The sequence below is a fragment of the Reyranella sp. genome, assembly GCF_004297405.1.
Taxonomy (GTDB): Bacteria; Pseudomonadota; Alphaproteobacteria; order Reyranellales; family Reyranellaceae; genus Reyranella.
Genome location: NZ_SCVC01000027.1, coordinates 24,251 through 42,156, shown reverse-complemented (window position 1 = coordinate 42,156; position 17,906 = coordinate 24,251). Strand labels below are relative to the sequence as shown.

At 63.7% G+C, this 17,906-nt stretch carries 20 protein-coding genes and 1 riboswitch; of the genes, 15 read left to right on the top strand and 5 right to left on the bottom strand.

All coding sequences use genetic code 11. From position 1 onward, the window contains the following. Window positions 1-344 precede the first annotated feature (344 nt). From EPO50_RS16990 to EPO50_RS16975, 4 genes are all read left to right on the top strand, one after another. Complete coding sequence (locus EPO50_RS16990; RefSeq protein ID WP_020699410.1) at window positions 345-659, top strand: NIPSNAP family protein; 315 nt, start codon at window positions 345-347, stop codon at window positions 657-659. Window positions 660-675: 16 nt separating this feature from the next. Continuing rightward, on the top strand, window positions 676-2,364 hold the full coding sequence (locus EPO50_RS16985) for a thiamine pyrophosphate-binding protein (protein ID WP_296346134.1): 1,689 nt from the start codon (window positions 676-678) through the stop codon (window positions 2,362-2,364). A gap of 85 nt (window positions 2,365-2,449) precedes the next feature. After that, a riboswitch (SAM riboswitch) is annotated at window positions 2,450-2,526 on the top strand. Between the two features lie 75 nt (window positions 2,527-2,601). Next, on the top strand, window positions 2,602-3,813 hold the full coding sequence (gene metZ, locus EPO50_RS16980; RefSeq protein ID WP_296346132.1) for an O-succinylhomoserine sulfhydrylase: 1,212 nt from the start codon (window positions 2,602-2,604) through the stop codon (window positions 3,811-3,813). Window positions 3,814-3,828: 15 nt separating this feature from the next. Beyond that, window positions 3,829-4,494, top strand: coding sequence for a TenA family protein (locus EPO50_RS16975; RefSeq protein WP_296346130.1), 666 nt, complete (start codon window positions 3,829-3,831; stop codon window positions 4,492-4,494). A 5-nt stretch (window positions 4,495-4,499) separates the two neighbouring features. Here the strand turns inward: EPO50_RS16975 and EPO50_RS16970 are convergent, their stop codons facing one another. After that, window positions 4,500-4,946 carry a MarR family winged helix-turn-helix transcriptional regulator gene (locus EPO50_RS16970; RefSeq protein ID WP_296346128.1) on the bottom strand — a complete coding sequence of 149 codons (447 nt, stop codon included), beginning with the start codon at window positions 4,944-4,946 and terminating at the stop codon, window positions 4,500-4,502. A gap of 80 nt (window positions 4,947-5,026) precedes the next feature. Here EPO50_RS16970 and EPO50_RS16965 point away from each other — a divergent pair, with 80 nt between their 5' ends. Continuing rightward, window positions 5,027-5,500: a PaaI family thioesterase gene (locus tag EPO50_RS16965; RefSeq protein ID WP_296346126.1), complete on the top strand. Its 474-nt coding sequence runs from the start codon at window positions 5,027-5,029 to the stop codon at window positions 5,498-5,500. Here EPO50_RS16965 and EPO50_RS16960 read toward each other — a convergent pair. Next, window positions 5,497-5,826, bottom strand: coding sequence for a multidrug efflux SMR transporter (locus EPO50_RS16960; RefSeq protein ID WP_296346124.1), 330 nt, complete (start codon window positions 5,824-5,826; stop codon window positions 5,497-5,499). The genes EPO50_RS16965 and EPO50_RS16960 overlap by 4 nt on opposite strands. Window positions 5,827-5,982: 156 nt before the next feature. Here EPO50_RS16960 and EPO50_RS16955 point away from each other — a divergent pair, with 156 nt between their 5' ends. The 6 genes from EPO50_RS16955 to EPO50_RS16930 all read left to right on the top strand — a co-directional run bounded on the left by EPO50_RS16955 (window position 5,983) and on the right by EPO50_RS16930 (window position 10,260). Continuing rightward, window positions 5,983-6,888, top strand: coding sequence for a cation diffusion facilitator family transporter (locus EPO50_RS16955; RefSeq protein WP_296346122.1), 906 nt, complete (start codon window positions 5,983-5,985; stop codon window positions 6,886-6,888). A 59-nt stretch (window positions 6,889-6,947) separates the two neighbouring features. After that, window positions 6,948-7,340 carry a Co2+/Mg2+ efflux protein ApaG gene (apaG, locus tag EPO50_RS16950; RefSeq protein ID WP_296346121.1) on the top strand — a complete coding sequence of 131 codons (393 nt, stop codon included), beginning with the start codon at window positions 6,948-6,950 and terminating at the stop codon, window positions 7,338-7,340. A gap of 35 nt (window positions 7,341-7,375) precedes the next feature. After that, window positions 7,376-8,005, top strand: a complete 630-nt coding sequence (gene folE / locus EPO50_RS16945) for a GTP cyclohydrolase I FolE (protein ID WP_296346119.1) — start codon at window positions 7,376-7,378, stop codon at window positions 8,003-8,005. A gap of 16 nt (window positions 8,006-8,021) precedes the next feature. Then, window positions 8,022-9,191 carry an acetylornithine deacetylase gene (argE, locus tag EPO50_RS16940; RefSeq protein WP_296346118.1) on the top strand — a complete coding sequence of 390 codons (1,170 nt, stop codon included), beginning with the start codon at window positions 8,022-8,024 and terminating at the stop codon, window positions 9,189-9,191. Between the two features lie 156 nt (window positions 9,192-9,347). Beyond that, window positions 9,348-9,926, top strand: a complete 579-nt coding sequence (locus tag EPO50_RS16935; RefSeq protein ID WP_296346115.1) for a PadR family transcriptional regulator — start codon at window positions 9,348-9,350, stop codon at window positions 9,924-9,926. 13 nt (window positions 9,927-9,939) lie between these two features. After that, window positions 9,940-10,260 carry a DUF2218 domain-containing protein gene (locus EPO50_RS16930; RefSeq protein WP_296346113.1) on the top strand — a complete coding sequence of 107 codons (321 nt, stop codon included), beginning with the start codon at window positions 9,940-9,942 and terminating at the stop codon, window positions 10,258-10,260. A 10-nt stretch (window positions 10,261-10,270) separates the two neighbouring features. Here the strand turns inward: EPO50_RS16930 and EPO50_RS16925 are convergent, their stop codons facing one another. The 3 genes from EPO50_RS16925 to EPO50_RS16915 are packed head-to-tail and all read right to left on the bottom strand — an operon-like array spanning window position 10,271 to window position 13,352. Further along, on the bottom strand, window positions 10,271-11,251 hold the full coding sequence (locus EPO50_RS16925) for an Hsp33 family molecular chaperone HslO (protein ID WP_296346111.1): 981 nt from the start codon (window positions 11,249-11,251) through the stop codon (window positions 10,271-10,273). Next, a complete protein-coding gene (gene argF, locus EPO50_RS16920; RefSeq protein WP_296346109.1) occupies window positions 11,248-12,174 on the bottom strand; it encodes an ornithine carbamoyltransferase in 927 nt (308 codons plus the stop codon). Before argF ends, EPO50_RS16925 begins: the two co-directional genes overlap by 4 nt. Before the next feature lie 5 nt (window positions 12,175-12,179). Beyond that, window positions 12,180-13,352 carry an aspartate aminotransferase family protein gene (locus tag EPO50_RS16915; RefSeq protein ID WP_296346141.1) on the bottom strand — a complete coding sequence of 391 codons (1,173 nt, stop codon included), beginning with the start codon at window positions 13,350-13,352 and terminating at the stop codon, window positions 12,180-12,182. Window positions 13,353-13,562: 210 nt separating this feature from the next. Between EPO50_RS16915 and EPO50_RS16910 the strand changes: the two genes are divergently transcribed. From EPO50_RS16910 to EPO50_RS16895, 4 genes are all read left to right on the top strand, one after another. Next, on the top strand, window positions 13,563-15,320 hold the full coding sequence (locus tag EPO50_RS16910; protein ID WP_296346107.1) for a fatty acyl-AMP ligase: 1,758 nt from the start codon (window positions 13,563-13,565) through the stop codon (window positions 15,318-15,320). Between the two features lie 7 nt (window positions 15,321-15,327). Then, entirely contained in the window at window positions 15,328-16,254 is a 927-nt protein-coding gene (locus EPO50_RS16905; protein WP_296346106.1) for an NAD(P)-dependent oxidoreductase, read from the top strand. 95 nt (window positions 16,255-16,349) lie between these two features. Next, window positions 16,350-16,670, top strand: a complete 321-nt coding sequence (locus tag EPO50_RS16900) for an acyl carrier protein (RefSeq protein WP_296346105.1) — start codon at window positions 16,350-16,352, stop codon at window positions 16,668-16,670. 2 nt (window positions 16,671-16,672) lie between these two features. Further along, the gene (locus tag EPO50_RS16895) at window positions 16,673-17,899 is read left to right on the top strand and encodes an aminotransferase class I/II-fold pyridoxal phosphate-dependent enzyme (RefSeq protein ID WP_296346102.1); all 1,227 of its coding nucleotides are present in this window, start codon (window positions 16,673-16,675) and stop codon (window positions 17,897-17,899) included. The last annotated feature ends 7 nt before the right edge of the window (window positions 17,900-17,906 follow it).

Here is a 17,906-nt window from a genome sequence, read left to right as displayed (position 1 = left end):
CTTCAGACAGACGCTCAGACGTGACCGAATAGGGCAGGTTGCCCACAAACAATTTGCGACTCATTCAAGGCTCTGGGCTAGAGGAAGGATCGAGCGGAGTCCGGCGCGCGCTTGCTGGACTGATGTGTCCAAGCGTTTCGTTGACCTTTGACAGATGACCAAGAATCTCACGGAAGACGTTGACCGGTATCGCGCTCCGCGACCGCGCCGAGACTCATGATGATGCTCGTCGGCTAGTGTCGCAATGCAGCACTTATGCGCTGAATCCCGCCGTGAGTCTACGGCAGGGTTGAGACAGTGGGAGTCACGTCACACAATCGCCACGAGAACGGGAGGGACCCTAGATGATTGTCGACCATCGTACGTACGAACTGCAGCCGGGCCGACTGCGCGAATTTTTGGCACTTTACGAAAAGGAAGGACTGCCGGTTCAGATGAAGCATCTCGGCAATCTTGTCGGATATTTCACAACCGAGGTCGGCAATGTGAATGAGATTGTTCACATCTGGGCTTATGAAGACCTTGCTGATCGCACCAAGCGTCGCGCGGCGATGGCGGCAGATCCCGCCTGGCAGTCTTATTTGCAGAAGAGCCGAGAATTCATGAAGCACATGAACAACAAGATATTGGTGCCAACCTCCTTCTCACCCACGAAGTAAGGGAAAGATACTAGATATGGCCACCGTACACCCGCGCCGCAGCGGCGCGCAGGTTCTGATCGACCAGCTTCGCATCCACGGCACCGATACGATCTTCGGCGTTCCCGGCGAGAGCTATCTCGCAGCGCTGGATGCGCTCTACGCCCAGCGTAATTCCATCCGCTACGTGATCTGCCGCCAGGAAGGCGGCGCCTCCTACATGGCCGAAGCTTACGGGAAGCTGACAGGCAAGCCCGGCGTCTGTTTCGTCACGCGCGGTCCAGGCGCCACCAATGCCAGCGTCGGCGTGCATACCGGCTTCCAGGATTCGACGCCCATGATTCTGCTGGTCGGCCAAGTGGCGCGCGAGCAGACCGAGCGCGAGGCGTTCCAGGAAATCGACTATCGCCGCATGTACGGCCAGATGGCCAAGTGGGTCACCCAGATCGAGGACGCTCGCCGCATTCCCGAAATCGTGAGCCAGGCTTTCCATCGCGCCGTCAACGGTCGGCCCGGGCCGGTGGTGATTGCGCTGCCGGAAGATATGCTGACCGACGAGGTCGAAGTCGCCGACGGTGGTCCGTTCAAGATTTCGCGAGGTGCGCCAGCGCCTGAGGACATGGCGACGTTCCGCGATCTGCTCGCCGCGGCGAAGCAGCCGCTGGTCATTCTGGGCGGCGGCGGTTGGGACGCGAAGGCGTGCGCCGACATCAAGGCGTTCGTCGAAGCCAATCACCTGCCGGTGACGACGGCGTTCCGCAATCAGGACCTGATCGACAATCGCCACGCCAACTTCGTGGGAGATCTCGGCCTCGGCGTGAATCCGCCGCTCGGCAAGCGTATCAAGGAGAGCGATCTGATCATCGCCATCGGTCCCCGTCTCGGCGAGGCGACGACCGGCGGCTACACCATGTTCGACTTGCCGGTGCCGGCGCAGAAGATGGTGCACGTCCATGCCGGCGCCGAAGAACTCGGCCGCGTCTATCAGGCAACCTTGCCGATCAACAGCGGCATGGCGCAGTTCGCCGCCGCCGCGAAGGCGATGAAGCCGGTCGATGCCTCTGCGTGGAAGACTGGTGTCGCCACGGCGCGTGCTGACTATCTGAAGAACATCGAGCCCTCGCCGCAGCCCGGCTCGGCCAATCTGGCCGAGATCGTGGCTTGGCTGAACAAGCGTCTGCCGGACGACGTGATCGTCACCAACGGCGCCGGCAACTACGCGGGCTATGTTCACCGCTTCTTCCAGTATCGCGGTTTCCGGACGCAGCTTGCCCCGACCAACGGCTCGATGGGCTACGGCGTGCCGTCGGCGGTGGCGGCCAAGATCGCCGCTCCCGGCCGCACGGTGGTGTCGTTCAGTGGCGACGGCTGCTTCCTGATGAACGGTCAGGAATTCGCCACCGCGGTCCAGCATGGCGCCAATGTCGTGTTCATCGTGGTCGACAACGGCATGTACGGCACGATCCGGATGCACCAGGAGCGTGAGTATCCGACGCGTGTGCACGGCACGGAACTCAAGAATCCCGACTTCGCCGCCTATGCCCGTGCCTTCGGCGGCCATGGCGAGACGGTCGAGAGGACGGCGGACTTCGAGCAGGCCTTCGAGCGTGCGCTCGCTGCCGACCGGCCTTCCATCATCCACGTGAAGACCGACGCCGAGGCGATCACTTCGCGCATCACCTTGACCAAGCTGCGTGAGCAGGCGCTCGCCAAGCACAAGCACTGAACTGTTTATCGGCCTCCTTCCCCGCCGTGCGCGGGGAAGGAGACGCCGGACCAGGGGGCTTGCGCGGGCCCGGTTCGGCCTCTATAGAGACGCCCGTGGTGATTTGAGCCGACCGGCTTGCGACCACGTTAAACATCGCTAAAAGGTCGGAGTGCTCGCAAAGCCCCCGTCCTTCCAGGTCGGGGGTTTTTCGTTTGCGGTCCTGCGCGCAGGCCGCGGACGAGAGGAGAGAGTGTGATGGACGGAGCAATTCCCAGGAAGAAGACCGAGGCCGATACCAGCAAGTGGCGGCCGCAGACCCGTGCGGTGCGCAGCGGGCAGATCCGCAGCAACTTCGACGAGACGTCGGAAGCGCTGTTCCTGACGTCGGGCTACGCCTATGCCAGTGCCGAGGAGGCCGAGGCCACCTTCAAGGGCGAGAGCAGCCACTATCAATATTCGCGCTTCGGCAATCCGACCGTCAGCATGTTCGAGAACCGGCTGGCCGCTCTCGAAGGGGCCGAGGCTTGTCGTGCCACTTCGACCGGCATGTCGGCCGTGTTCTTCGCGCTGTTGGCGCTGCTTAAGGCCGGCGATCGTGTGGTGGCCGCGCGCCAGCTCTTCGGCTCCTGTCACTACATCGTCTCCGATCTGCTGCCGAAGTACGGCGTGCAGAGCGAGCTGGTCGATGGTGGCGATCTCGCGCAATGGGAGAAGGCGCTCAGCAAGCCCACGCAGGCGGTGCTCTTCGAATCGCCCTCCAATCCGATGCTCGATATCGTCGACGTCAAGGCAGTGTGCGATCTCGCGCACAAGGCTGGCGCCAAGGTCGTGCTCGACAATGCCTTTGCTACGCCGATCCTGCAGCGGCCGCTTGAGTTCGGCGCCGACGTCGTCGTCCATTCGGCCACCAAGTACATCGACGGCCAGGGCCGCACGCTGGGTGGCGCAGTGCTCGGCAGCAAAGAGTTCATCCTCGACAAGCTGCAGCCGATCATCCGCAACTGCGGTCCGTCGCTCAGCCCGTTCAACGCCTGGGTGTTGGTGAAGGGTCTGGAGACGCTCGGCATTCGGATCGAGCGCCATTGCGTCAACGCCCGCCGCGTCGCCGATGCGCTGGCAGCCCATCCGGCGATCGGTCGCGTGCTCTATCCCGGCCGTCCTGACCATCCGCAGCACAAGCTCGCGGCCAAGCAGATGTCGGATTTCGGCGGCGTGGTGACGTTCGATCTCAAGGCTGGCAAATGGGCCGCGTTCGAGATGCTGAACCGTCTGCAGATCGTCGACATCTCCAACAATCTTGGTGACGCCAAGAGCCTGGCCACGCATCCGGCGACGACGACGCATATGCGCATCGGTGCCGAGGAGCGCACCAAGCTCGGCATCACCGACGGCACCATCCGGCTTTCGGTCGGTCTCGAGGATGCCGAAGACATCATCGCCGATCTCGTTCAATCTCTCGGAACCTGAGACGGAGCAACTGAGATGACAGCGGTCGAAGTGACAATGGCCGAGGCGTCGGCCCAAACGGCTGGCGCCGCGCCACTGTCCGCGACCCTGTGGGCGGAGAACGCCGATCTGGCCGAGCGCATTCGGGCGCACGGCTTCGTGCGCGGACTGGCTGACGGCAGCCTGCAGATCCAGCGCTTCAAGGGATACGTCGCCCAGGATGCCTACTTTCTCGAGGCCTTCGCGCGTGCCTACGCCTTTTGCCTTGCCAACTCGACGTCGCGCGAAGATCTCTATGGTTTCGCCGATCTGATTGCCGGTGTCCTGGAGGAGCTCAAGCTCCACAAGCGCTATGCCGAACGCTGGCAGGTCGATCTGTCCTATGTGACGCCGGTCGAGGCAACGAAGGCCTATGTCGACTTCCTGCTGGAGACGGCGCGGCGCGGCGATCTCGGCGAGACGATCGCGGCCATGACGCCCTGCATGCGCCTCTATGCCTTTCTCGGCCGCTCGCTCGCTGCCGCCAAGGTGGAGCCACTCTATGCGGAATGGGTGAAGACCTATGCCGATCCCGGCTTCGAGGCGCTGGCGGCAGGGGTCGAGGCGCTGCTCGATCTACATGCCAAGGATTGCGATGCCGTCCGCGCTGCCTATCGCCGCGGCATGGAACTCGAATACGGCTTCTTCGACGCCAACATCTGAAGGCGTTACAGCGCCGCCAGTTTTTCCATCGAGCGCTCGAGCGCGCCATGCAGGTCGGTGGTGAGCTTGGCGCCCATCGCCGTACGTACTTCCTGCTCTGCTGCCGCCCAAAGCGGCAAGGCGCGCTTGAAGAGCGCACGTCCTGCCGGTGTGGCGACCAGCTCGTGACGGCGCTTGTCGGCGGCCGTGGCGCGTTCGACCACTCCCGAACTCAGCAGCGGCCGCAGGTTGCGCGTCAGGGTCGTGCGGTCGGTGGCCAGCAGGTCGGACAGCTCGGTGATGGTGACTGGACCCCGGGCGGTCACGAATCCCAGCAGTGAGAATTGCGAGATCTTGAGGCCGGTCGGCGCGAGGTGCCGGCTGTAGATCTGCGTCACGCGCCGCGCGGCGCTGCGGACCCGAAAGCAGGTGCAATCGGCAGGCGAAGGCCGGATCGGGAGCGGTGTGTTCATCGCTGTGAGCTTAGCTTCGGTGGGTTGCGCCGGCAAAGCATTACTGTGTATATGCACGCAAAATTGAGATGGAGAAGAGCATGGCCGCGACGGCGGGATATGGCGTGGTGCCGATCGAACAGGTGCGTCCGATGGACGGGCTGGCGCTCTTCGAGGCCATGCGGGAGGGCCGCCTTCCGGCGCCGCCGATCTCCAGGGCTCTGGGCATGTCCCTCGAAGAGGTCGAACTGGGCCGCGTCGTCTTCGGTTACCGTCCAGTGTTCGACCACTACAATCCGTTGGGCACGGTCCATGGCGGCATTGCCGCCACCCTGCTCGACTCGGTGATGGGCTGCTGCATTCACACCACCCTGAAGGCAGGGACCGGCTACACGACCGTCGAGATCAAGATCAACTATGTGCGCGCCATGACCGACAAGACCGGCCCGGTGCGGGCCGAAGGCAAGATCATCAATGTCGGTTCGCGCATCGCGACGTCGGAAGGCCGGCTCACCGACGCGTCCGGCAAGCTCCTGGCGCACGGCACCACGACCTGCCTGGTTTTCCCGATCTAGGTCGACGACAGGTTGAGGCCGACGATCCCGATCACGATCACGGCGATCCACATCAGGCGGTTTGCCGAGGCAGGCTCGGCAAAGAGCAACATGCCTGCGAGCACCGTGCCTGCCGCGCCGATGCCGGTCCAGACGGCGTAGGCGGTGCCGACTGGCAACACCTGTAGCGCCTTGGTCAGCAGGTAGACGAAAGCTGCGAGCAGCAGCAGCGACGCAGCCGTCCACACCGGATTCGCAAAGCCCTGCGCCTTCTTCATCGTGAGCGCCCAGGCGACGTCAATGAAGCCCGACGCGACGAGGTAGATCCAACCCCAGCTCGTGCTCATGACGGCGTTACTTCAGTTCGGACCATCGTGGGTTACCGATTTGTGAGTGAATGCAGATGCATTGATATGGATGCAATTGCATTAAATTTCAAGTCAGCCGATGCGGCCTCGACCGCCCTTCGGCGGTGCGGAGAGTTGCGATAGTCTGGCCTCCGCATGCAGCCCTCCGCCGAACAACGACTGCTGAAACTCTCCATCGCAGTGACAATTGCCGTGGCGGCGGCTGGCGTGCTGTTCGGCCTGCTGTCGGGTTCCATGTCGATCGTGTTCGACGGCGTCTTCGCCGCGATCGATGCCGCGATGTCAGGCCTGGCGCTGTTCGTGTCGCGGCTGGTCAGCCGCGTGACCGAGAACCGGCGATTCCAGTTCGGCTACTGGCATATCGAGCCGATGGTGCTGGCCTTCAACGGCGGCACGCTGATGCTGCTCTGCTTCTATGCCTTCCTGAATGCCATCGACAGTTTCCTGGCCGGTGGCCGCCAGCTCAATTTCGACTGGGCAATGGCCTACGCCGTCGTCGTCTGCGCCGTCTGCTTCGCCATGTTCTTCTATGAACGTCATGCCAACAGGCATATCGGCTCGGATTTCATACGGCTGGATGCGCAAAGCTGGCTGATGTCGGCCTGCATCACTCTGGCGCTGCTGGTCGCCTTTGCCATTGCCTGGGTTCTTACCGACACGCCCTATGCGCGTTTCACACCATACGCCGACCCTGTCGTGCTGGCGCTGCTGACCTTGGTGCTGGTCTTCGTGCCAATCCACACTGTGCGCAAGGCTTTGACCGAGATCCTGCTTATCACGCCGTCGGAACTCGACGACCATGTGCGCAAGGTGATGGACGATGCCGTGGCGCGTTACGGTTTTCGCACTTACACGAGCTACGTCGCCAAGGTGGGACGCGCGCAGTTCATCGAGATCCATATTGCCGTGCCGGCCGATACGCCGATAGACAGTGTCGCCAAGGCCGATGCCATCCGTCGCGAAATTGCGGCAGCCATCGGCGAGGAAGGGCCGCATCGCTGGCTCACGATCGATTTCACTGCCGATCCGCAGTGGCTCTAGCCTGTTTGACCTTTTGGCGGGAAACTCCCATCTCACTGTCGCAAGGAAATCATTGAGCGATGTACTCCGCCACAACCCGTGCCATTGTCGTCACGGTCACACCGCAATATCTGCCTGACCAGTCAGATCCTGCGAAATCGCAGTTTGTCTGGGCCTATCAAGTCCGCATTGAAAATAAGGGCGATATCGCGGTGCAGTTGCGCAGCCGGCATTGGAAGATCACCGACGGGCTCGGCCGCCAGCAGGAAGTGAAGGGCCCCGGCGTGATCGGCAAGACACCTTTGCTGCGCCCGGGTGAAATGTTCGAGTACACTTCCGGCACACCGCTCTCCACGCCATCGGGCTTCATGGGCGGCACATATCAGATGGTGAGTGAGTCGGGAGAGGCCTTCGATATCGAGATTCCCACTTTCTCGCTGGACACACCCAGCTCGCAACGGCGGCTGAACTGAGCAGCGCGGCTGAGGGGTATGGGCAAAGGAGAGCGATGATGAACAAGATCATGAAGAAGAGCGAGGTGGTTTCGCTCGCCACTGGTCTGACACGGCCCTCACGCGACGAGGCCGAAGCCGCGGTGCGTACGTTGATCCGCTGGGCTGGTGACGATCCTGACCGTGAGGGCCTGATCGGCACACCCGATCGCGTGGTGCGTTCCTATCAGGAGTTCTTCTCGGGTTACGACGAGGATCCAGCCGAGATGTTGCAGCGGACCTTCGAGGAGGTCGAGGGCTACGACGAGGTCGTGGCACTGCGCGACATCCGCCTCGAGTCGCATTGCGAGCATCACATGGTGCCGATCATCGGCCGGGTCCATGTCGGCTACCTGCCGGACAAGCGCGTGGTCGGGATCAGCAAGCTCGCCCGCGTGGTCGACGCCTATGCCCACCGTCTGCAGATCCAGGAGAAACTGACGGCGCAGATTGCCAACACCCTTCAGGACGTGCTGCAGCCGCGCGGCGTCGCCGTCGTGATCGAGGCGGCGCACCAATGCATGACCACGCGCGGCGTGCACAAGTCGGACGTCACGATGGTGACCAGCCGGATGCTGGGTGCTTTCCGCGATAATGGCGAGACACGACGCGAATTTCTGACCATGATCGGTCGCAACACGATTTGATCGCGACAAGGACATCATGGCCGGAGAGATCGTCAGTTCCGTCGAAATGCTGCGCAGGCTCGTGGCGTTCGATACCACCTCGCGTAATTCCAACCTCGCCCTGATCGACTATGTCAGGGACTACCTCGCCGGACACGGCGTCGAGAGCAAGCTGGTCCCGAACGAGGATGGCTCCAAGGCCAACCTCTTCGCCACCGTCGGCCCCAATGTGAAGGGTGGCGTCGTCCTCTCGGGCCACACCGACGTGGTGCCGGTCGACGGCCAGCCCTGGACGACCGATCCGTGGACGCTGACCTTGAAGGACGGCAAGTATTACGGCCGCGGCACTTGCGACATGAAGGCGTTCTACGCCATCGCGCTCGCCATGCTGCCGGAGTTCAAGAAGGCCCCGCTCAAGAAGCCGATCCATTTCGCGCTTTCCTACGACGAGGAGATCGGCTGTTTCGGCGCCCATTCGCTGGCTGCGCGCATGGCGAGCGAGGTGCCGAAACCCAAGGTCATCATCATCGGCGAACCGACGATGATGACGGTGGTCCACGCCCACAAGGGTAGCCAATCCTACGTCACCAAGTTCACCGGCTTCGAGGCGCATTCCTCGATGACCCATCTCGGTGTAAGCGCCATCCACTTCGCCGGTGAATTCATCCACTACCTCAACGAGGTGCAGGAGGAGCTCGAGGCCAAGGCGCCGAAGGACAGCGAGTTCATGCCGGCGGCCGCGACCTTCAACGTCGGCACGATCGTCGGCGGCACGGCGGGCAACATCCTGGCGCGCGAGTGCGAGGTGCTGTGGGGCTATCGCGAGCTGCCGACACGGCCGATCGAAGAGTTGGGCGAACGCGCCAAGAAGTGGCTCGCCGAGGAACTGCTGCCCAAGATGAAGGCCAAGCATCCGTCGGCCGCCATCGAGACCGAACTGCGTTCCTCGACCCCGGCCTTCTCGCCTGAGGGCAACGACGACGCCAAGACCCTCGCTGGAAGCTGGTCGGGTTCGAACACGGTCGGCAGCGTGGTCTACGCCACCGAGGCCGGCATCTTCCGCAAGACGTTGGGCGTGCCCACGGTAGTCTGCGGTCCGGGAGACATTGCCCAGGCGCACCAGCCCAACGAGTTCATCCTCGAGCCGCAGATCGGCGCCTGCGAGGAATTCATGAAGCGTATGCTGGAGTGGGCCTGCCGAGACTGAGGCCCTGCCGCCGGCCCAGAATGCCGATATTCTCCTTAGTATAAAAAAGTAATCTGGAGGGCCTTGAAGCTCTCCAGATTTTTTTTGCCCGACCCTTGTTTTTAAATCCGATCAAGATATATCTTAGACATGTTCAAACATAAAAGGATACGGTCAATGCGACCCTCCCATCATCATGGCCATGAGGGCCACAGACATCATTTCGGGCGGCGCGGCCCTGGCCATCATGGCCGAGGCTGGGACAGCGGTTCCGGAGAGCGCCGGGGCGGGCGCCGCCGCGTCTTCGACTCGGCCGAACTCCGGCTGGTGCTGCTCAAGCTGATCGCCGACCAACCCCGCCACGGCTACGAACTCATTCGGGCCATCGAGGATCTGACCGGCGGCAGCTACGTACCGAGCCCTGGCATGGTCTATCCGACGCTGACGATGCTGCTCGAGATGGGCCACGTCGCGGAAGCCAAGTCGGAAGGTCCGCGCAAGGCGTTCGCGGTCACCGAAGACGGCATTTCCGAGCTCGCTGCAAAGAAAACGGAAGTCGACGCGCTGTTCGCCCGACTGGCCGAACTCGCCAATCAACAGGAGCGCACCGACTCGGCGCCGATCCGTCGGGCCATGTCGAACCTTCGCGCCGTGCTGATCCATCGCCTGGGCCGAGAGGACATCCAGATGCAGACGCTCCATGAAGCGGTCTCCATCATCGACGAGGCTGCCCAGAAGATCGAACGGCTCACCTAAATAGGAGATTTCGATGACGATCCTCAGCACCGTGCGCGTGCCCACCACCAACGGCAGTCGCTACCTCCAGCAGCTCTGCAAGCACTGGAGCCACAACCTCGCCGTCGAGTTCACGCCGGAGAAAGGCAAGGTCGTGTTTCCGCGAAATGCCCGCGGCGCCGACTGGCCGGGCGACGCGACGCTGTTGCTACAGGCAAACGGTGACAACCTGGAATGCCGCCTGGAGGCAAGCGTCGAGGGGCAGTTGACGGCTCTGAAAGATGCTGTTGCCCGCCATATCGATCGCTTCGCCTTCCGCGAGGCGCCGCTGAAATTCGACTGGACCGACGCCTAGGCGTTTGCGACTACGCCGCGGAGGCGTAGATCCGGTCGAGATCGCGATCGTCGTAAGTGTATTCGGTCGAGCAGAACTCGCACTTCACCGCGACCCGTCCGGTCTTGTCGCGCAGGTCGTCGAGTTCCTCGCGCTTGATCGATCGCAGCACGCGGTCGATGCGGTCGCGGCTGCAGCGGCAGCGCGCGGCAAAGGCGCGGGGCTCGAACTGGCGCGGCCGTTCCTGGTGGAACAGGCGGTAGAGCAGCTTGGTGCCGGGCAGCGCGGGATCGAGCATCTCAGCCTCAGTCGCCGAAGCCATCAGAATGACGGCCCGTCGCCAGTCATCCTCGCGCTGTTCCAGATCGACGTCGATTCGTCCGGCATCGAGTTCCGGCATCTGCTGAACCATCAACGCCGCGGCATGCCAATGATGGCCGCCCTCGCTCGCCTCGCGGCGCGCGGAAATCTTGATGCCGGTCGGAAGCTGCTCGGACTGGCGGAAATAGGTGTGGGCGCAGTCGGCCAGAGTAGCGCCTTCGAGCGGCACCACGCCCTGGTAGCGCTCGGTGTGCTGGCCCTGGTCGACGGTGAAAGCGAGCCGACCCTGGCCGAACAGCTTCGGCACGTAGCCCTCGGGCGCATCCTCGTTGCCGCTACCCAGCGCCACCGCAAGCTTCCAGGAGTCGAACTGGGCGTAACCACGCAGCGCGCCATCGGTCGTGAGGTCGGTGACCAGCAGGCGGATCGGCCCGTCCCCCGAGATCTGGAGGGTGAAGATGCCGTCGTACTTCAGCGAGGTCGCCAAGGTAACGCAGAGCACCATCGCTTCGGCCAGCGGCCGCGCCACGGCCAGAGGATAGCCGTGGCGTTCGATGATCTCGTCCAAGGCATGGCTCAGCCGGACCAAGCGGCCGCGCACGCCTAACGCATCGAGCTGGAAGGGCAGTACGCGATCCCAGTCGGTGGAGGGAGCACCGTCGGAAGGGGAGCCTTCCGACGTCTTGCTCATGAAAGGCACCAGGCGAGGATGCTCTTCTGTGCGTGCAGGCGGTTCTCCGCCTCATCGAACACCACCGACTGCGGCCCGTCGATCACCTCGGCGGTGACCTCCTCGCCGCGATGTGCCGGCAGGCAGTGCATGAAGATGGCATCCTTCTTGGCCTGCTTCATCAGGTGCTTGTCGACCTGATAGGCGCGCAGGAGATTGTGTCGTCGCGCGGCACTCGGGCTCTGCGGATCCTCGTCGCCCATCGACACCCAGGTATCGGTGACGACGCAATCGGCGTCCTTCACCATCGCCTCGGGATCGTGGCCGATCGAGATGCGGCCCTTCGACTTCTCCGCCCACTGGACGACGTCCTGCGGCGGTTTGAGTTCGGTGGGGCAGGCGATGCGCAGTTCGAAATCGAACTGCACGGCGGCATGAATCCAGCTCGTCGCCATGTTGTTGCCGTCGCCCGACCAGGCGATAGACTTGCCCTGGATCGAGCCGCGATGCTCCTCGTAGGTCATGACATCGGCCATGAGCTGGCAGGGATGCGTCTTGTCGGTGAGCCCGTTGATCACCGGCACGGTCGCATACTTCGCCATTTCGAGGAGTTTCTCCTCGACGGTGGTGCGCATCATGATGATGTCGACGTAGCGGCTCAGCACACGTGCGGTATCGGCGATCGTCTCGCCGCGGCCGAGCTGCGTGTCACCGCGGCCGAGCATGATCGTCTCGCCGCCAAGCTCGCGCATGCCGACTTCGAACGACACGCGGGTGCGTGTCGACGGCTTCTCGAAGATCATGGCGAGGGTCTTGCCGGCGAGCGGCTTGTCGTGCCCGCCGTTGGACCTTGCCTTCTTCATCGCCTTGCCCTGATCGAGGATCTGGCGAAGCGTTTTGGGATCGACCTGGTCGAGGTCGAGAAAGTGTCTAGGCGCAGCCATGGTGCCTACTCGGCAGCCTTGGACGACTCGAACGAGACGGCAGCCTTCTCGAGGATGGCGATGCCCTCGTCGAGTGCGGCCTTGTCAGCGATCAGTGCCGGGAAGACGCGGATCACGTTCTCGCCCGCCGGTGGCACGAGCAGCCCCAGCGATTGCAGGCGTTCGACCATCTCGCCGGCCGGCACCACGCAGCGCAGGCCTTGCAGGAAGCCGGTGCCGCGCTGTTCGGCAAACACCTTGGGGTGCTTGGCGACCAGCTTCTCGAGTTCGGCCTTGAGGTACTTGCCGCGCTCGTGCACGCCCTCGATGAAGCCGGGCTTCAGCAGTTCGTCGAGCACTGCGTTGGCCACGCCCGTGGCGAGCGGATTGCCGCCGTAGGTCGAGCCGTGCGTGCCCGGCACCATGCCGACGGCCGCCTTCTCGGTCGCCATGAAGGCGCCGATCGGGAAACCGCCACCCATGCCTTTGGCGATCGCCATGACGTCGGGCGCGACGCCCGACCACTCGTAGGCGAACAGCTTGCCCGTCCGGCCGAAACCCGTGTGGATTTCGTCGTAGAACAGCAGCAGGCCGAACTCGTCGCACATCGCGCGCAGCGCCTTAAGGAACTCGGGCGTCGTTTCGCGAATGCCGCCTTCGCCCTGGATCGGCTCGACCAGGATGCCGGCGGTCTCGTCGTCGATCATGTCGCGCACGACGTTGGCGTTGTTCAGCGGCGCATGGCGGTAGCCGGGCGCCGGCGGGCCGAAGCCTTCGAGATACTTCTCGTTGCCGGTCGCGGCGAGCGCATTGAGCAGGCGGCCATGGAACGCCGCCTGGAAGCAGATGATCTTGTACCGCTTCGGATGGCCGTTCATGTACTGATACTTGCGTATCAGCTTGATGCCACCCTCGATCGCCTCGGCACCGGAATTACAGAAGAACATCGTGTCGGCGAAGGTGAGGTCGGCCAGCCGCTTGGCCAGCTTCTCGCCATTGCCGATCCGGAACAGGTTGGAGGTGTGCCAGAGCTTCGAGCCCTGCTCGGTCAGAGCCTTGACCAGGGCGGGGTGGCAGTGGCCCAGCGCGTTCACGGCGATGCCCGAGGTAAAGTCGACATAACGTCGGCCGTCCGTCGCGTAGAGATAGTTGCCTTCTCCGCGTTCGAACACGACGTCCTTGCGACCGTACGTCGGCATCACAGCCGTAATCACAACCAGTCCTCCGTCAAAAGTAAAAAGCCTCGCCAGAGCCGGCGATTCCGGGATGGAAACTCCGGGTTTTGGCGAGGATCGGGCACTATCTTATCCGGGTTAGGGTGTGTCAACTTGAGCACTCCAGGTGGGAATTGATGCGAAGGGCCCGCCTTGAAGGGGGGGCAGCCCCTCTGCTAGGAGACCCGCCTTCCGATGAAATCGCTGCCCACTCGCAATTCCAAGCTCGCCTTGCACCGCGCCGGCTTCGCCTCGGTACCGGCGATGCTCGACTATGCGGCCGAGGGCGAGACCGGCGTGACCTTTTATAATGCCAAGGGTGAGCAGCTCTCGGCCTTGCCGTGGAGCGACGTACGTCAGCGTGCCCATGTCGTGGCACGCAAGTTGATCGGCGCGGGATTTGCGCGCGGCGAGCGAATTCTGATTACGGCCGATACCTGGCCGGGTTTTTTCGATTCTTTCTTCGGCGCGCAATATGCCGGCCTCCTTCCTGTGCCGGTGTCCATTCCGGTCGGTATCGGTGGCAAAGAAGCCTATCTCGACCAGCTTCGCCGCCAACTCGACGCCTCCGGTGCGGTGGCCGCCTTCGGTCTCGACGACCTCGCGGGCTATCTCGGCGAAGCGGCCAAGGAGTTCCCTGGGGTCCGCCTCCATGGCGGCATGGACGTGCTGCACGAGCTGCCCGAGAAGCCGGTCGATCTTCGTCCGCTTGGTGTGGACGATCTTTGTTACATCCAGTTTTCATCCGGCAGCACGCGCCATCCGCACGGTGTGCAGATCACCCAGCGCGCGCTGATGGCCAACCTCGCCGGCATGACGGGCCCGGCCGGTCTTGACGTCGTCGTGGGCGATCGCGCCGTGAGCTGGCTGCCGCTCTATCACGACATGGGCCTGATCGGCTTCCTGATGGCACCGCTCAGCGCCCAGCTTTCGATCGACTATATGACGCCGCGTGACTTCGCCCGCCGGCCGATGCAGTGGCTCAACCTGATGTCGCGTAATCGCGGCACGATCTCCTACAGCCCGAGCTTCGGCTACGACCTTGCCGTCCGTCGTGGTGCCGCCCAGGTGCCGGCCGATCTCGACTTGAAGAGTTGGCGGCACGCCGGCATCGGCGGCGACATGGTGCGCGCCGATGTACTGGAGCGCTTCGCGTCGACCTTCGAAGGCGCAGGCTTCAACAGTAAGGCCTTCATCCCGAGCTACGGCATGGCCGAGGTGTGCCTCGCCATCACTTTCAGCCCGCACGGTACAGGCGTGCGCACGGATACGGTCGATCGCACGACGCTCGCCGAAGCCCAGCGCGCAGTGCCCGCCGCCGATCCTGCCGACGACCGCCAGGCGCGCCGCTTCGTCCTGTGTGGGCGCGTGCTGCCGGGACATCAGCTCGAAGTACGTGGTGCCGACGGCGAGGTACTGGCCGACCGCGAAGTGGGCCGCATCTTCGTTGCCGGGCCCAGCATCATGCCTGGCTATTTTGGAGAGCCCGAAGCCAGCCAAGAGGTCCTGTCGGCCGATGGCTGGCTCGATACCGGCGACCTTGGCTACACGCTGGCGGGTGAAATCGTCGTCACCGGCCGCGCCAAAGACCTGATTATCGTGAACGGCCGCAACGTGTGGCCGCAGGATATCGAATGGGCGATCGAGGCCAAGCGCCTGACCAAGAACGGTGACGCTGCTGCCTTCTCGATAGACACGGGCGAGGGCGAGCGCGTGGTGGTGGCCGTGCTGGCGCGTGTTTCCGGCGAGGAGGCACGGCTGGCCTTGGCGCGTGATGTTGCCGGCGCCGTGCGCGAAGCGATTGCCGTCGACTGCGATGTGGCATTGGTGCCGCCGACGGTCGGCCTGCCGACCACGTCGTCGGGCAAGCTGTCGCGTGCGCGGACCAAGGCCAACTATCTCGCCGGTCTCTACGCGTCGGCGTCGCCGTCCTTGAAACCCGCAGCGGCCTGATCCGGCGATGAGCAAGCTGGTCGCCGTCACCGGTGTCACCGGTTTCGTCGGTCCGCACCTCGTAGCTGCTCTGGCGCGTCGCGGTTGGCGGCTTCGCCTCCTGGTGAGACGCTGGTCGCCGTTGCCGTCGCTGGCCGGCATCGATGCCGAGATCGTCATGGGCGACGTTCTCTCCGAACCCGCCTTACGGGAATTGGTCCGTGGGGCGGATGCCGTGGTCCATGCTGCGGGCCTGATCAAGGCCCGCACGCCGGCTGACTTCATGTCCGTCAATCGGGACAGCGCCGCGCTTCTCTCGGCCTTGGCGTCCGAGGCGACACTTGTCCTGCTTTCCTCGCTCGCCGCCCGTGAGCCGCAACTCTCGGCTTACGGTGCCAGCAAGAGGGCGGGGGAGGTGGCCATCGCGGCCCGGAGCGGCCCCTGGCTCGCGGTGCGGGCGCCGGCCGTCTACGGGCCGGGTGATCGGGAGACTTTGGCTTATTTTCGTTCTGTGAAACTCGGGTTGGCGCCGCAGCCCTGGCTCTCGTCAGCGCGACTGTCCCTGATCCACGTCTCAGATCTGGCCGAGACCCTGGCGCTGGCTGTCGAGCGGTCGCCGGAGCGGTCGATCTACGAGATCGACGACGGCACGGCGGGTGCATATTCCTATGCCGACATGGCCCGGGCGGCGGGGGCGGCGCTGGGGCGGCAGCCCTGGCATGTGAAGGTCCCGCGGCCGATTATGGCCGGTATTGCAGTGTGGAACGGGCTTCGCCAGTCATTGGGCGGGCCCACCCAGATCCTGACCCAGGGCAAGGTCGCCGAGATTTTTCACCAGGACTGGTCCGTCCATGATCGCCGGCTCGCCGCCGCCATTGGCTTCCAGCCGCGTTATGACCTGACGGCCGGCTTCCGTGACACCGTGCAGTGGTATCGCAGCCAGCATTGGCTTTAGGGCCTGTGAAACACTGCGTAACAAATTGTTATTTCACAAGGAATCCGGGTTTCTGGCACAAGTTGCCCGCCTGACCCCGGGACCCGGAGAGCGTTTTGCGCACTGCCCATCAAATGATCGTCGAGAACGACGGCATCGCCGACACCCTCGAACTGCGCCGCGGGAGCACGCTCGCGCGTGGCGAAGTCATGGGTGAAATCTGCCATCACCTGTCGCCGTTCCAGGTTGGTGAGAAGCCGATCGCCGGCGACACCGTGATCGCAAAGGACCTGACCATCGATTCGCTGGCGATCATGGACATGGTCATGGAACTCGAGGATCGGTTCGACGTCTCGATTCCCATGAACGTCGTGGCCGAGATCCATACCGTCGACCAGCTCGCGGATACCATCCTGAAGCTCCACGCCCGGCGTTAGCCATGGGCCTGTTCGATCGCCATGCGGGCCTGCTCGAGGCCTATCGCGACGTTCGGACCACCGGTTACGATCCGTTCCAGATCCGTATGGAACGGGTCCTGTCGCCGACCGAAGCCATCATCAACGGGCGCAAGACGCTCCTGGTCGGCACCAATAATTATTTCGGCCTGACCTTCGATTCCTCCTGCATGGAGGCCGCGATCGAGGCCATTCGCGCCGAAGGCACCGGCACGACCGGCTCGCGCATCGCCAACGGCAGCTACAACGAACACGTAGCGCTCGAGCAGGAGATCGCCGAGTTCTACGGCAAGAAGCATTGCATGGTCTTCACGACCGGCTATCAGGCCAATCTCGGCATCATCTCGACCCTGGCGGGCGAGGGTGACCAACTCCTGATCGACGCCGACAGCCACGCTTCCATCTACGACGCCTGCAAGATGACGCAGGCCGAAGTCGTCCGCTTCAAGCACAACGATCCGTCGAGCCTGGAGGCGCGCCTGCGCCGGCTGGGCGACCGGCCGGGCAATCGGGTGGTGGTGCTGGAAGGCATCTACTCGATGCTGGGCGATACCGCGCCGCTGCGCGAGTTCGTTGACGTCTGCAAGAAGTACAACGCCTACGTTCTGATCGATGAAGCCCATTCGCTGGGCGCACTGGGCGAGACTGGCCGTGGCCTCTGCGAATCGACCGGCGTGATCGACGATTGCCACTTCATTGTCGGCACCTTCTCCAAGACCCTGGGCGCCATCGGCGGCTACTGCGTCTCCGACGATCCGGATTTCGACATCCTGCGCGTCACCGTCCGCTCCTACATGTTCACGGCCTCGCTGCCACCGTCGATCGTGGCGTCGGTGCGCCAGGCGCTCAAGGTCGTGAAGGCCAGGCCGGAGCTGCGCAAGCAGCTCTGGGACAATGTCGCCACCCTCTATGACGGGCTCGCCGCCCAAGGCTTCAAGCTCGGCCCCGAGCATGGCCCGGTGGTCGGCGTGCACCTGCCCGACCGCATGGTCGCCATCGGCTTCTGGCGCGCCATGCTCGATGCCGGCATCTACGTGAACGTCGCCGTGCCGCCCGCTACGCCGAACGGCGTGTCGCTGCTGCGCTGCTCGGTCTGCGCCGTGCATACGCCGGAGCAGCTCCAGCACATGGTCGAGGTCATGACGGGCATCGGCCGTCAGCTCGGCGTTATCGACGACCGCACGCGCCGCGTGGTTGGCGGCGCCCGCTAGGGGCGGC